Here is a 13,985-nt window from a genome sequence, read left to right on the forward strand (position 1 = left end):
CCGTTTATTCTTATGATTATCACACAAGAGCGGATGCAGTACCTTTTCTCATGGATGATTTCTTCGTATACGCCATGACTCACCCTGATCGGGATTCAATTCCGGTGAGATAAGCATCCCGGATGTTGCACCTTTCCATTTTCCCTTGACGCCAGAGACTATCCTTTGTAGTTTGTCCAGTAATTGTTCAGTGACTCATGTTTTCTTCGTCGCTTACGCTCTCTTCTCATCTCAGGATAGGTCGGTTCTGTTGCCTGTACCGCCGGGCAGAAAGGGCAGAGGGCAAAACGGACCCCCTCGGCATAATCGCGGGCAGGGCAGAGATAAATCCCTTCCCACTTATCAACGATCTGGCCACCCGGAAATGGTGTTCCGACCGGATGAGCAGGCTCTCCCAGGATAAAGATGGTGAATCCGGCGAGGAGGTATTTGAGGTACAGGAAAGAAGGATCTTTCGTCCTTGCCTTTTCAATGACAGCGGAAGCGACCATTCTGAAGTAGGCGGAACTGTCGGGTGAGAGGGTACCTGCCAGCTCATCCCCATCGCCACTCCGGGCGAGGAGGAGGAGGCGATGATGCGCAGTAAAGATCTGCTCCTTTATTTTGGGGAGAAGGAGATCCCGGTAATTCTCAGGGAGATTCCGGGTTTTATCCACAAATCCCGCATACATCCTCTCGAGATCATGGAGGTCGAACCTCCCGGCCTCATCAGCAAGAATTTCCGCAAGCCTCGATTGCGTACCTGCCTCTTCCATCCTCCTGCAGGCTTTGACCATCTCTTTGATGATCGGGGAACCGGCATATCCATCCGGAGAAGCAGGTTCGGCAAAGGTGTCGATGAGGTGTGCCACAACCTCCTCCCTCTCATCGTCTCTTCTTATCTCCTCTCGGCCGATGATATCCTGTAGAACCCATCGTAACAGCCTTCGGATACTGATGCTCCCCCGTGATCTTTCATCTGCCCGCTCTCCGTCTGATTTCATCTCTGATGAGGTCCTCAGAGGATAATAATCTCAACATCATTCCTCTCCGTATCAAGGAGTGCCACCGTCGCCTCGCCATACCGTTCTCCAGAGGCTTCCCCAGGATTGATCAAGAGAGTATCGCCGGATCTCCGGATCGACGCCCGATGGGTATGCCCTGTGATAATGATATCAAAACAGCCTGCTTCTGCTGCTGCGATCAGCGAGAGAGGGTCATCCCCATGCATCATTCCGATCCTCGTACCATCTATCGTGAGATCGGCAGATCGCCCTGGAATGCTGATATTTCCGGCTCTCCGGGCGACCTCTCCAAGTCCGGATCGATCCCTGTCACAGTTTCCAAGGACCGCTGTCACCGGGCAGGGGAGGGCTGAGAAGAGGTGAAGCGACTCGGGAGAGGTGATATCCCCGGCATGAAGCAGATGATCAATTTCCAGAGAGGAGAAGAGGCGTATCGCTTCATGGATAGCCGGTCGTGTATCATGTGTATCTGAGATGATCCCGATCTTCATCTCCTGATATCTCTGTTCCTGACGAAAGATATCGATATCTCTTCAGGAGGGATCTTCTCTCAAGGCTCTGATCAAAAAAGGGATGAGCGGGACCTTTACGCCTATCCGATCGGGGTGAACCCGAGTGAATAGTTCGTCAGTGCAATCGATTCCCGCGGATCGCTGATGGTACCCATCATCGCCCTGATACAGTCGATCGTCTCGACGACGACATCCGCCTCCTGGTGTATCGCCTGGAAAAGGCAGAGATCATCACCATCAACCGATAGTGATCCCTCAAAGACCCCGTTCTCCCAGAGATCCGATCGCGGCCTCCCGAGATCGTTCATAAACTCCTTCAGCTCGGCGGTTGAGGTGATCCCGGTTGCGGGCCTGACAAGCCCGATCCTTGGGTGCGCTGTAATCAGTTCGATGATCCGGTCGCGATCTCCCGGCTTCTTCAGATCCATCTGGACGACATGCATATGCATCATCGTCGTCGGGACGATGACGGCGGTTGTAACGATATTAATCTCCGGGAGGACCGATTTGACATCGGGGCCGTGGTGGGAAGGGATCGTCACCGGATTGAGGACGATTGCGTCAATCGGGCCACGCTTGATATCTCCGGGGTCGCCTCCACGCCGGATCATCGTCGCCCTCACCTTCCTGACTCCATACTCGTCATCGACAAGTTTGATGATACGGCAGAGCCCGGTGGTGTTGCAGGAGACGACCCGCACAGCATCTTTGCCGAGCGCTTCTGTATAGTTACAGGATGATGAGAATGAGATTCCCGCAACTTCGTGATCCTCTCCACCCTGGAAGATGGCCTTGACGCCGGCCTTCTCATAGAGTGCCCGGTTCCTGGCTCCCATACCGCCGGGAGTTGCATCGATGACGATATCACACTCTGCGAGCATCTCCTCAACAGATCCCGCAACCGCAATACCTGCCTTCTCAAAGACATCTCTCTTTGTTATATCGGCGATATACAGGGGGAAGCCGCGTGAAGCTGCGACATATGCTTCTGCAGATGGTTTCGTCTTGGAGACACCGACGATCTCCATATCCGGCTGGCAGGTTACTGCATCGGCGACACGCTTCCCGATGGTTCCATACCCGTTAATGGCAACTCTGATCATAGTCAACCATTATTGGGTGAGTGATAATAAAACCCCTCTATCTATCTTCCTGATCAGGGATGCTTCTCTTTTGGAACTCAGAGAAGAATGCACCTGAGACGAATGCGCATGCACCCTCAAAATCGACCATCAGATAAGCGTCAAGGGCGATCCAGACCTTCGTCCGATGAGTCGGATTTCTCCGGCAGAATCCCTCTGGCCGGAAGAGGAACGAAAATCCATCATGGTTTCGAAACGTGATCGTCTCCGTCTTCAGGGGATAGAAGGATGCTCCGTCCCTCTCATACACAGGATCATCTCCAAATCCAAGACCATCGATTGAGATGATCTCTGCACCGTCAAAGAGGGTGACGAGATCGCGCCGGATTACATCCTCAATTTTTGCGATTGGAACCTCGGGCCCGGGGCTGTACGCATTCCCCCTGATCGAGAGATTAATACCTCGTTCACCGAGTGGATCCTGATCCTCGATACAGATGCCCCCCCCATCCAGGGTGATTGGAATCCCTGCCGGGGTCCTGAGCCGGATCATATCGAACCAGAGCCGGACACCACGGGTCTGGGTGAAGTCATACTCATAGGAGAAGTCGATGATCGATGATCCACAGAGGGATGTGGCGATCTCCCTCCGAATCTCCTTTCCTTCATCATCACTTTCGATCGTCATTGATCTCCGCTTCTGCTACTTCTCCTCACGGGGTAATAATTATGCCGAAACTGATATCTCCCGATCTCGCCTGATCAGACTGGTATGGAGAATACTGCCCTTCTCATCATCGATATGCAGAATGATTTCGTCGGTCCGGGTGCCCCCCTCCGGGTTGCCGGTGCAGACGGGATCATCGGACCGATCACCACAATTCTCAACCGGTTTCGGGAAATGAACCTTCCGGTGATCCATCTCCTCCGGGTACACCGGCCAGGTGGTGCTGATGTTGAGTACTTCAGACGGGACCTCTTTACAAAAACACCCTTTGCAGTAGCAGGGACAAAAGGAGCGGAGGTGATCGATCTGCTGAGACCTCTTCCCGGCGAGCATATCCTCTCAAAGACACGAATGAGCGGGTTCTTTGGGACCGATCTCGATCTCCTCCTCAGATCGCTTGGGGTGAAGACGATCATCGTGGTTGGTATCCAGACACCAAACTGTATCAGGACGACGGTCTTTGATGCGATGGCATTTGGATATGAGACGTATCTCGTCTCCGATGCGACTGCGGCGGCAAACGAGGAGATCCACCTGGCAAATATCAGGGATATGGCGGCAATAGGTGTCCGTATCCTCACGACCGGGGACTGCAGCGTGATGATCTGATTCCCTTGACAGGCAGGCTTCAGCGGGTACTTCTCTCAGAGAAATGAGAGAGTCACAGACGGAAATTTTTATAACCAGGATACAATGGGTGACTGTTACAGAGCGATCCTGGGGGTATATGCTCCTCTTCATATAAAGGATAAAAGGCCTGTGGTCTCAAAATATATCAAATAAAGTGTTTGATGGATCGGCCATTCAATAATTTTTTTAATTGTGGATGGCCATTTTTGTAATTGATTTGAGGTGATACAAAAACGTATTTATACTATAAATATGATTTTAAATAATTAGAAGGAGATGATGTATGAAACCCTTTGGATTGTGGATTGGTTTGTTAATTATTGGGATTTGTCTGGTAGCGGGCTGTTCCTCACCTGCTCAGGATGACGCGATAGAACAATCGCCAGCTGATAGATCAGATGGTTCACCGACCCCAACAAGCGCAGCTTCCGTTAAAGCTGTAGACTACAGTACATTGATTGCGTTCCTTCCCAATGCACCTGCAGGATGGACAGCGGAAGAACCATTCGGTGGTACCATGGCAACACAGGATGGATCCTGGAGTACTGCAACCATTGAGTACAAAAAGGCCTCTGATGAGAATGTGAATGCTCTGGTCATTATTCAGGACTCTGCATATTATCAGGTCGGTGGATGGGAGATGTGGGATTCCTTCACCAGCATTGAAACGTCAGATGGCTATTTCCGATCAAGTACAGTGGCTGGTTATCCTGCATGGGAGACCTACTCAAAGCCTGATTCATATGTAAAATGGATTGGAATAGATGATCGCTTTATGGTCTCTGTCTCGATTGATGGTGGAACAAAGTCTGATCTGGATACCTTTGTCAATTTGATCGATTATAACGGTATTGCCCGGTTAGCGTGATTGATCACTTTTTCATCTTTTAGATGAAAATGCATGGGAAGATCCATCATTTTCATCTTGAATGCCTGTAGCCCTTGCTGGCATCATGAGCGTTTTTTTTCGTGAGTATCAAATACTTCTCAGAATAACTCTGTATATGAATGTCCCGGAGTCCGAACTGGCAGGCCGAATCTCCCGGTTCAGGGAACGGATGGATACAGCAGATCCGGGATGGGAGATGGCTGCCATCACCGGAAAGATCAATCAGTACTACTTCTGCGGGACGATGCAGGACGGGATGCTCTTCATCCCAAGGGACGGCGACCCCGTCTACTGGGTCAGGAGGAGCTATGAGAGGGCACTGATCGATTCAAGCTTCCCTGATATCCGGCCGATGCGAAGCTTCCGCGACGCGGCAGAGGGTATGGGATCGTTTCCATCGACCTGTCATATTGAGACAGGGATCGTTACGGTTGCCCTTCTGGAGAGGCTGAGGAAGTACTTCCCGGTACAGCGGTTCCTCCCTCTTGACAGGGAGATTGCCGCGGTCCGGGCAGAGAAGAGCCCCTACGAGATCGATCTCATGAGACGGGCCGGTGCCATCCATGCCCGCGTCCTGGAGGATCGTGTCCCGGAGATTCTCAGGATGGGGATGAGTGAGGCTGAGCTTGGGTGTGAACTACATACCATTCTCATCGAGGAGGGGCATCAGGGGATCGTCAGGTTCGGGATGTTTGAGACCGAGATCGTCCTTGGGCAGATCGCATTTGGTACTCATTCGATTGCTCCCAGCTACTTTAACGGTCCCGGAAGCTCGGTCGGTCTCTCTCCTGCTGTTCCGCTCCTGGGATCACGGAACCGGCTCCTGGAGAAGGGTGATCTCGTCTTCCTCGATGTCGGATGCGGATATGAGGGCTACCATACCGACAAAACCGTCGTCTATCAGTTTGGTGCTCCCCTCCCGGATGAGGCGATCAGATCCCATCATTTCTGCCGTTCGCTTGAGAAGGAGATGGCCTCTCTCCTTCGTCCCGGTGTGATCCCGTCTGCTATCTACCGGCAGATCATTGATTCAATCCCGCCGGAATATAGCCGGAATTTCATGGGATACGAAAACCGGCGTGCCCACTTCCTCGGTCACGGGGTTGGACTCCAGGTGGATGAGTACCCGGTCATTGCAGAAGGGTTTGATGAGCCGCTCATCTCCGGGATGGCGATCGCCATAGAGCCGAAGATCGGTGTTGCCGGTGTCGGAATGGTCGGAACAGAGAATACCTATCTCGTTGGGCAGGGTGGCGGTGAGTCGATCACCGGATCCTCGGAAGGGCTCATCGAGGTGGGATTCTGATCCCACCAGATACTATGCATATATTCCTGATCCAACAAACCATGCATCATCGACGGGTGTGACATAACAGAGTTTCAGTCCCTCTTCTCCCGTCACCGGGCTCTCGTAGGTGACATAGACGAACCCGCCACCACTTCGTGCAACATCTATCTCCCAGAGGAGGACTGGAACGTCGAGCCGATCCCTGAAACTGCCCCGATCTGATCCGATCATCTCTGGCTGGAAGGGGAGAGCGAGTGTTGTGCCGTCCATTCCATAGGCGAAGATGTACGCTTCTCCGGCTGCATAATCACTCTTGGGATCGTTGAATGCGGCGAGAGCCTCCTCTTTTCCAGAGTTGATCGCAACATCCCGTGCCTCGTGGACACGGCTGGTAAGGGCATCGATCTCATCCTGGTCGAATGCTCCTGCTCTTTCTGGGAGATAGACCCCTGATCCAAGAAGCCAGGTCTCATCGACAGGGGTAACGTACGAGATCTTCAGTTCGTCTCTAAACTCTTTTTCGGGATTTGGATAGATATAGTAGAGGCTCCCTCCTCCCCTCTCTGCCATCCCGATGATATCATGAATATACCGGACACCGTGCCTGTCGGTGACAGCCATCCGGTTCTCCCCGATGAGTCCCTGCTGGAAGGGGAGAGCGAGTGTTGTACCATCCATCGCATAGGCAAAAATATAGAGCTCCCCATCAACAAACGGCCCGTCCGGGTCATTGAAGGCGGCAACTGATTCTTCTCTTCCATGCTTTCGGGCATACTCTGCTGCTTCATCCACAAATCCCTTCATCGCATCAATATCATCAGCCTCCGGAATCAGACGCAGATCCCCGGATGAACGGAGTGGCTCTTCCCCGGTACTCCGGGTGACTACCACCCTCCATTCGGCACCATAGACTCCTGCGGTTCCCCAGATCGCCTCTTTTCTGACCTGCTGATCCCAGTGCCGGTTCCAGAAGGTATATTCAGTCCTCCCGCTCTCTGATGAGACAATCTCCAAAAAGACCTCCTGAAGATTTCCGCTCTGATACGCCGGATCTGTGAAGAGATTCCTCCCGATCTCCTCGGCGGTGGTATCGTAGAGGATCGTCCCATCGGTATCGGTGACCCAGAGATCGTATGCTTTCTCCCCAAGGAGAGGGGTGATACCCCGGCGGATCAGGATCTGCGGTTCATACGTGATATCGGTATATCCCAGGTACTCACCACCGGCTCCAGTGATCGGGCTGCTCTGAGAGATTCCGTAGAATCCTTCGACAAGCCAGAAGAGATCCGAGACGATCGGCACCCGCTCGCTATTGGCTCGCTGGACGGCGGGCTGATGGGAGAGATCCATCCCTATGATTCCGGCATATGCCTCGGGAACGGCGCTGATGACAACCCCGTCCGCCCCGATGACAAGTGACGAGTGTGCATAGGGGATCGTCCGGAGACGGTCTGCCATGACCGACAGGGCATCCGGAGAGTCGAGCCCCTTATCCGAAAGGAGATCGGCATTATCTTCTGTTATTTCGGTTATGGCGATGAGCTCTCTCTCGATCAGGTCGATCGATTCGATCAGAATCTCTTCCATCTCATCATCACTCTCCGTTCCGGCGAGACATCCGGCACTACAGAGTGTGAGGAGAAGAAGGGCGAAGAAGACGGCATTCCAGCATCTCATAGGAGAGATAACGCTGGCATACGTAAAAAGGGATATGGAATATCCCCTCCAAAACCGATGCCCTGAGGGAAAAATTTATGATTTTCATGCGACAACGAGTTTATGAAAACGTGAGATAAATGCCGCGACAGAATACGCGAAATTCACGGGATATCCTGTATCAGGAGGAGTATCTTGGCGGTCTTGATGATATATCCGAATATCTGGCCGTCAAGAACCCGGATAGGCATAAGAGAAAGAACCTTCGTGACGAGAAGGTGCAGAAGAAGAAGGGATCATCCCGCTTTCGTGAGATGGATACAGCAGATCTTTACGATATCCCTCTTCGGAAGAAGATGAAGGGGAAAATGCCTGAGAGTGAGCTTGACCGGTTCTGAGTTATCCTCTTCGATCCAGCTTCCCTGACATATCAGGGTATGCGAGAAATATTCTCTTCTGAGAGATATCGATCGGTATCAGGTGATAGTGATATCTCTTCTCCATCAACCAGTAAGAGATGCGTGATGATGGATCTCCGGATGAAGAGGCGGTCTCTCCCCGCCCTCTTCTGAAATGGGCAGGTGGGAAAGGAAAACTGATCCCTGAATTTTGCCAGCGCCTCCCGGCTGGTCTTCCTGAAGGAAGAATTGGAAGGTTTATAGAGCCTTTCGTCGGGGGTGGTGCCTTCTACTTCCATCTTGCCCATCGGTATCCGTCTCTGCAATGCCATCTCTTTGATATCAACGAGGAACTGATCCTCCTCTATACCGTTCTTCAACAGGATGTCGAGGTTCTCATTCAGGAGCTTCAGGAACGAGCCTCCGCTTATTCCTCCTCCGATGAGGACGAAAGGCCGGAACTCTTCTATCAGGTTCGATCCAGGTTCAATGCATCGAAGCCAAGGATTGATTATCAGACCTATTCAGTAGATTGGATTGAACGGGCTGCTGATCTCATCTTCCTCAACCGAACCTGTTTCAATGGCCTCTTCCGGGTAAACAGCAGGGGAGAGTTTGATGTACCTTTCGGGAAGTACAAAAACCCGGCAATCCTCTCGGAAGGGATCCTTCGCGCCGATGCTGCACTCCTCAGGAAGGCGACCCTCCATCATGGTGATTTTACAGCATCCGGAGCAGATATCACAGAGGGCTCCTTCGTCTATTTCGATCCCCCCTACCGCCCTCTTAATGCAAGCTCACTCTTCACAGGCTATGCAAAGGACGGATTCTCGGATAAGGACCAGATCAGCCTGGCAGAGTTTTTCCGGGAATGTGATGCAAAGGGTGCCTTCTGTATGCTGAGCAACTCGGATCCAACACACCATGATCCCGATGATAGCTTCTTCGATGATCTCTATGAAGGCTTCACCATTGAGCGTGTCCTGGCATCACGGATCATCAACTCCGATGCAACCCGGAGGGGGAAGATTCATGAGATCATTGTCAGGAATTACTGAAATAGAGCGCATCGCATCATGTCCAATCCTTCATCATCGCTTCTGCCCGCATCTCAGCCGGCATCAGCTCGATCGCATACCGCAGTGCCGTCCTCGGCATCACCGGCTTCTTCTCCTGGACATACGCAAAGACCTCTTCGCGATGCATCCGGCTTGCCTCTTTCAGGAGCCATCCGTACCCTTTCCGGACGAGATCATCCTCATCGGTGAGGAGGCGATCTGCGATTGCAAAGACCTCGGGGAGAAAATCACCCTTCCTTGCCGGAACAATGAGGGAGACCGCCGCTGCCCGTCTGAACCAACGGTTCCCTGACCCGGTCCAGCGAAGAAGATACTCTGTGCAGTCAGGATACTGCATCAGGAGATCTCCCACCGTATGGGTGCAGAAGGTATCACAGGTTGCCCAGTTTGTAATGTATCTCCCGATCCAGTCCTCGAAGATCTCCATGTCGGCAGGCTCGAACCGGCCTTTGAGCATCGGAAGCCACGTACAGGCGATGAATGCCTCTTCGAGATACCCTGAGCTGAAGAGCTCTTCGGAGAGGTGGAATATCTCCTCTTTTTCTCTCTCTGCAATCTTCTTCCAGAACTCTTTTGCTATCTTTGTGACCTCAGCGGTCCTGAAGCCGTAGGAGGTCACCTCCTCCTTAAAGAACCGCTTCCCGCTCTCCGCAAGCTCTGGATCTCCCTTTTTCTGCAGAATGATCCGGATCTCCTCTATGACTCTCTCCATGGCACATGCTCACCTCTCTTTGATACGGAGGATCCGGTATTATCCATACCGGATCAGCCCTCTGATATAGCGCCGTGTCCAGAGGAAACCAAGTACCCCTCCACAGCAGTTCCCTGCAACGACACCCCACCAGATCCCGGTCTCACCAAACCCAAATGTGATCCCCAGTACCTGGATGAAGACCGTGATGAAGAGGATATTCCTGCAGAACTCAAGGATAAGTGCGGAGAGGCCCTTTCCAGTTCCCTGGAAGACGGCTGAGGAGAACATCCCTGCTGGTACAAATGGGAAGAACCAGCAGATGGTTCTGAGGAAGGCGGTGATCCCTGGTGCCATATGGGCACTCTCCGGAGAGTAGGTGAATATGGCTGCAAGGGCGGGTGCGAGAATCCAGGTTGCTGCTGTTAGGAAGAGGGAGATGAGAAGCCCGTACTGAAGAGCGATCCGATGGATAATCCTGAGCCGCTGGTTGTCACGAGCCCCGTATGCCGCTCCGGAGATGGAGATGAGGGCGGTGCTGATCCCGATGAGCGGGATGATCGAGAAGAGGACGACCCGCCATCCGGCAGTATAGACCGCAACCCCGGATGTCCCTGCCGTCCGGAGAAGGAGGGCGTTGATGAGGACTGCCACGGCGGACATCATCACAAACTGGAGGCTCGCAGGAATCCCGACCTTCACGATATCCGTTATTGTCTTCTTCTCCGGATGGAGATCTGATCGCCGGAGCGTCACATACGTTGACCTATCTATGAAGAGCCAGTAGCAGATGAGCACCGTTACAACGAGGATCGAGATGACCGTCGCCATCGCCGCTCCAGCGACCCCAAAGCCCATCGGGTAGATCAGAATCGGATCGAGGACACAGTTGAGGACCGCTGATGCCCCCATCGCGTACATCGTCTTCCTCGTCGATCCCTCGGCATTGAAGATGGCATAGGCGACCGAGCAGAAGAGGAGGAGGGGTGTCCCCAAAAAGACGATTTGTGCATAGGTCGCGGTCAGCTCTGCCGCATCACCTGCTCCTATTGCGACGGCGAGCGGTTCTGCAAAGAGGACGAGGATCGGAGTAATGATAGCTGATATGAGGATGATGATTCCGATACCCTGCACAGCGGCATAGTCTGCCCCTCTCCGATCCCCGGCCCCGATCCGCCGCGATATCGCTGAGCTGACTCCGGCTCCAAGTCCTGTTCCAAGCCCGACCAGGATGAGGAAGAGCGGGGTGACAAACCCGACTGCGGCGAGGGCATCGTCGCCAAGCCCGGCAACCCAGATGGCATCAACGAGGTTATAGACTGACTGAAGGAGCATTGCGATGATGACCGGGATCGAGAGGCGCATGATCGCCTGTTTCGGATCTCCGGTGAGGATGGCAACCCCTCTGTGCTTTCCTGAATTGTTGGTCTGCATAGTATCATCGGCTGAGAAAAATAATTCTTTTCAGAAGCATTCTATGTTCCAAAGAGGTAAAAGAATGGCGACATACTCGCTGAATACCAGCTATAGAAACCTTTATGATACCTGCCTGTGTAGAAAACCTATGGATAGACAGCCCAAAGAGGGCTTTCGCTTCATGACGATCCTGGCAATCTCGCTCGTAGCCGTATTGATCGGCTATATTCTGAATCTTCCGCTTCCGGCCCTCCTTCTTGCTGCAGTCGGATGTTATATCCTTGGAGACATCCTGATACAGATCCCGTCTGCCACCTCTCCACGAAGAAGACAGGTGTAGGTCTTTATTGCTCTCCATACCGGGGGTGCATAGCTACCGCATTTATCAGAAGATTCTGTTTTGTACTTTTCTCCCCCTATCCTATGGTTTATTCACCTCTCCGGCAGAATATATCATAGTAATGACGCTCCGGTGTGATCTCCATATTCATACCAATCACTCACGTGACGGTGAAAGCAGTGTCGAAGAGGTCGTCAGGAGAGCGGAAGAGACCGGCCTTGATGTCATCGCTATCACAGATCATGATACCGTCACCGGTGCTCTGTATGCAATGACGGTTCCAACCTCGATCATCATCATCCCTGGTATCGAGGTATCGACGAAGCAGGGCCATCTCCTCGTACTCGGAGTAAGAGAGGTGATCCCCCCCGGACTCGGCGTCAGAGAGACGATCGAGATAGCACATTCAATGGGTGGGGTGACCATTCTTCCCCATCCATTTCATATGTGGCGGCATGGTGTCGGCCTGAAACTGAAAGAGGCTATTCTCCTTGTGGATGCAGTTGAGGCGTTCAACTCCCGGTATATTGTCGGTGCAGCCAACCGGAAGGCGGCGATGATGGCCCGGAGATACGGGAAGCCCTGCATCGGGGGGAGCGATGCCCATCACTGGCGGTATGTTGGCTATGGTACAACGATCATCGATGCCGAGCCGTCGATTGATGCGATCCTGACAGCCATTCGTGAGGGAAAGACGATCGCATCCTGCAGAATGACACCCCTCCGGACCTATACCCGCCAGTCTCTCCGGAGTACATGGGGGCGGTTGAAACGCCGGATACCGAATCTCAAACTGTAAGGATTGCGTTTCGGGTCGCCTATGCAGGTGGGCGGTTTGCCGGATCCCAGCAGCAGCCGGACGTCCGTACCGTCGAAGGGGTCATCATCGATGCATGCATCCGGCTTGGACTCTTCTCGGATTTTCGATCTGCCGCCTTCATATCAGCGGGACGGACCGATGCCGGTGTCTCTGCACAAGGCCAGGTGATCGCATTCGGAACACCACATCCTGATCGTGCCATCACGACCCTCAACCGGATGCTCCCTCCCGACTGCTGGTGCACCGGGTGGGCCGCTGTCCCTCCCGGCTTCAACCCCCGCTATGCTGCAGAGACCCGGACATATCGTTATATCTTTCCCCTGGCGGGTCTGGAACCAGAGATGATGGAGGCTGCCGTACGCCACTTCATCGGCATGCACGACTTCTCCCGGATCGCCCGTGTGGTGGATGGACGTGATCCCATGAGGCGGATCATCAGTGCAGAAATAGGAGTTGAGGATGATCTGATCATCTTCGAGGTTGTCGGGGAGAGTTTCCTCTGGAATATGGTCCGGGGGATGGCAACCCTCCTTATGGCTGCCGGGTCCGGGCTGATCACCCCGGATCGGATTGCAGAGATACTCAGGGAACCGGGAGATCGGATCCCGGCTGCACCGGCTGATCCGCTGATCCTCTGGGATGTTGATTGCAGCCTTACCTATCATCCCATGGAGCGATCAGGGAAGGCGGGAATCTGGCTTGGAGAAGAGGAACGATCACACCTGGTCGGGAGAAAAATGATGGAATGGTTAGGCGGGAACCGCCTGGATATCCCTCGGAATGAGGAGTTTCAGAATCGGTTCCGGCACCTGTTGTGAGGTCCTCATAGACAGGAAGAAGTTGGCTGTCCTCTGATCCGTGAGTCCCCGGTAATTGAGATATATCTGGAAGTTGGTATCAACCACCGTCTGGCCAAGGGTCCTGACGACCGCCCTCTTCTCTGAGATCAGTTTATTTTCTCCAACATCTATCTTTTCGGTGACCCCATCGACAGAGATGAGCATCTCATCGGCCGTTGAGAGGGCGACCATATTCATCCCTCCAACTTCAACCGTCTTTCCAAGCGGGAACCAGACGTTATAGGTGGTTGTATAGGGGTACGTTGCTCCTGAAACCGGTGCGTAGATGCTTACGTTCAGGGTGGCAAATGCCGCAACAACCAGGAGGAGGATGATCAGAACGATGACAGCGATGATCTTCAGCTTTCCGTTCTTCTTCTCCTCAGGCGGCTCCACATACCTGATCTCATGGATCGTCTCCTTTTCATGAACGGGCTGAGGCGGGGGGGTCTCTATCTCATGAGTCTCTACTTCATGAGTCTTCTCCTCATGAGTCACTTCCTCATGAGCCACTTCGTCAGGAGTTTCCTCCTTATACGTCTGCAGGGGGTCCGGGGTAATCTCCTGCTCCTTCTTCTCATCGTCTGTCATACACTATCACGTATTGGAAAGAT

Annotated in this window: 16 protein-coding genes; 8 read left to right on the plus strand and 8 right to left on the minus strand. The window is 53.0% G+C overall.

All coding sequences use genetic code 11. The annotated features are described in order from the left end of the window. Window positions 1–158: 158 nt before the first annotated feature. From RJ53_RS10445 to RJ53_RS10460, 4 genes are all read right to left on the minus strand, one after another. Window positions 159–983 carry a DUF2115 domain-containing protein gene (locus RJ53_RS10445; protein WP_246496098.1) on the minus strand — a complete coding sequence of 275 codons (825 nt, stop codon included), beginning with the start codon at window positions 981–983 and terminating at the stop codon, window positions 159–161. A gap of 14 nt (window positions 984–997) precedes the next feature. Beyond that, on the minus strand, window positions 998–1,495 hold the full coding sequence (locus tag RJ53_RS10450) for a metallophosphoesterase (RefSeq protein ID WP_211531572.1): 498 nt from the start codon (window positions 1,493–1,495) through the stop codon (window positions 998–1,000). Window positions 1,496–1,596: 101 nt separating this feature from the next. Then, complete coding sequence (locus RJ53_RS10455) at window positions 1,597–2,619, minus strand: type II glyceraldehyde-3-phosphate dehydrogenase (protein WP_211531573.1); 1,023 nt, start codon at window positions 2,617–2,619, stop codon at window positions 1,597–1,599. Between the two features lie 37 nt (window positions 2,620–2,656). After that, window positions 2,657–3,286, minus strand: coding sequence for a hypothetical protein (locus RJ53_RS10460; RefSeq protein ID WP_211531574.1), 630 nt, complete (start codon window positions 3,284–3,286; stop codon window positions 2,657–2,659). A gap of 84 nt (window positions 3,287–3,370) precedes the next feature. Between RJ53_RS10460 and RJ53_RS10465 the strand changes: the two genes are divergently transcribed. The 3 genes from RJ53_RS10465 (at window position 3,371) to RJ53_RS10475 (ending at window position 6,150) form a co-directional block, all read left to right on the plus strand. Next, window positions 3,371–3,934, plus strand: a complete 564-nt coding sequence (locus RJ53_RS10465; protein WP_211531575.1) for a cysteine hydrolase family protein — start codon at window positions 3,371–3,373, stop codon at window positions 3,932–3,934. Between the two features lie 304 nt (window positions 3,935–4,238). Continuing rightward, window positions 4,239–4,823 (plus strand): hypothetical protein, encoded by a 585-nt coding sequence (locus RJ53_RS10470; protein ID WP_211531576.1) that lies wholly within the window; start codon window positions 4,239–4,241, stop codon window positions 4,821–4,823. A 136-nt stretch (window positions 4,824–4,959) separates the two neighbouring features. Continuing rightward, on the plus strand, window positions 4,960–6,150 hold the full coding sequence (locus RJ53_RS10475; RefSeq protein ID WP_211531577.1) for a M24 family metallopeptidase: 1,191 nt from the start codon (window positions 4,960–4,962) through the stop codon (window positions 6,148–6,150). Between the two features lie 12 nt (window positions 6,151–6,162). Here the strand turns inward: RJ53_RS10475 and RJ53_RS10480 are convergent, their stop codons facing one another. Then, window positions 6,163–7,809 (minus strand): cache domain-containing protein, encoded by a 1,647-nt coding sequence (locus RJ53_RS10480; protein ID WP_211531578.1) that lies wholly within the window; start codon window positions 7,807–7,809, stop codon window positions 6,163–6,165. Between the two features lie 119 nt (window positions 7,810–7,928). Here RJ53_RS10480 and RJ53_RS10485 point away from each other — a divergent pair, with 119 nt between their 5' ends. Together RJ53_RS10485 and RJ53_RS10490 are read left to right on the plus strand one after the other, a co-directional pair. Continuing rightward, window positions 7,929–8,186: a hypothetical protein gene (locus tag RJ53_RS10485; protein WP_211531579.1), complete on the plus strand. Its 258-nt coding sequence runs from the start codon at window positions 7,929–7,931 to the stop codon at window positions 8,184–8,186. Window positions 8,187–8,305: 119 nt separating this feature from the next. Continuing rightward, window positions 8,306–9,244, plus strand: a complete 939-nt coding sequence (locus RJ53_RS10490) for a DNA adenine methylase (protein WP_211531580.1) — start codon at window positions 8,306–8,308, stop codon at window positions 9,242–9,244. Between the two features lie 16 nt (window positions 9,245–9,260). Here RJ53_RS10490 and RJ53_RS10495 read toward each other — a convergent pair whose 3' ends face one another. Both RJ53_RS10495 and RJ53_RS10500 read right to left on the minus strand, forming a co-directional pair. Further along, the gene (locus RJ53_RS10495; protein ID WP_211531581.1) at window positions 9,261–9,977 is read right to left on the minus strand and encodes a DNA alkylation repair protein; all 717 of its coding nucleotides are present in this window, start codon (window positions 9,975–9,977) and stop codon (window positions 9,261–9,263) included. 39 nt (window positions 9,978–10,016) lie between these two features. Next, the gene (locus tag RJ53_RS10500) at window positions 10,017–11,390 is read right to left on the minus strand and encodes an MATE family efflux transporter (RefSeq protein WP_211531582.1); all 1,374 of its coding nucleotides are present in this window, start codon (window positions 11,388–11,390) and stop codon (window positions 10,017–10,019) included. Between the two features lie 130 nt (window positions 11,391–11,520). Between RJ53_RS10500 and RJ53_RS10505 the strand changes: the two genes are divergently transcribed. The 3 genes from RJ53_RS10505 to truA all read left to right on the plus strand — a co-directional run bounded on the left by RJ53_RS10505 (window position 11,521) and on the right by truA (window position 13,350). After that, complete coding sequence (locus RJ53_RS10505; RefSeq protein WP_211531583.1) at window positions 11,521–11,712, plus strand: hypothetical protein; 192 nt, start codon at window positions 11,521–11,523, stop codon at window positions 11,710–11,712. A 121-nt stretch (window positions 11,713–11,833) separates the two neighbouring features. Next, window positions 11,834–12,511: a CehA/McbA family metallohydrolase gene (locus tag RJ53_RS10510; RefSeq protein ID WP_211531584.1), complete on the plus strand. Its 678-nt coding sequence runs from the start codon at window positions 11,834–11,836 to the stop codon at window positions 12,509–12,511. Further along, window positions 12,469–13,350, plus strand: a complete 882-nt coding sequence (gene truA / locus RJ53_RS10515) for a tRNA pseudouridine(38-40) synthase TruA (protein WP_211531585.1) — start codon at window positions 12,469–12,471, stop codon at window positions 13,348–13,350. Before RJ53_RS10510 ends, truA begins: the two co-directional genes overlap by 43 nt. Here the strand turns inward: truA and RJ53_RS10520 are convergent. After that, window positions 13,282–13,962: a hypothetical protein gene (locus RJ53_RS10520; RefSeq protein WP_211531586.1), complete on the minus strand. Its 681-nt coding sequence runs from the start codon at window positions 13,960–13,962 to the stop codon at window positions 13,282–13,284. The genes truA and RJ53_RS10520 overlap by 69 nt on opposite strands. Window positions 13,963–13,985: the final 23 nt, after the last annotated feature.

Origin of the sequence: Methanocalculus chunghsingensis, from assembly GCF_018132105.1 — an archaeon.
Taxonomy (GTDB): domain Archaea; phylum Halobacteriota; class Methanomicrobia; order Methanomicrobiales; family Methanocorpusculaceae; genus Methanocalculus; species Methanocalculus chunghsingensis.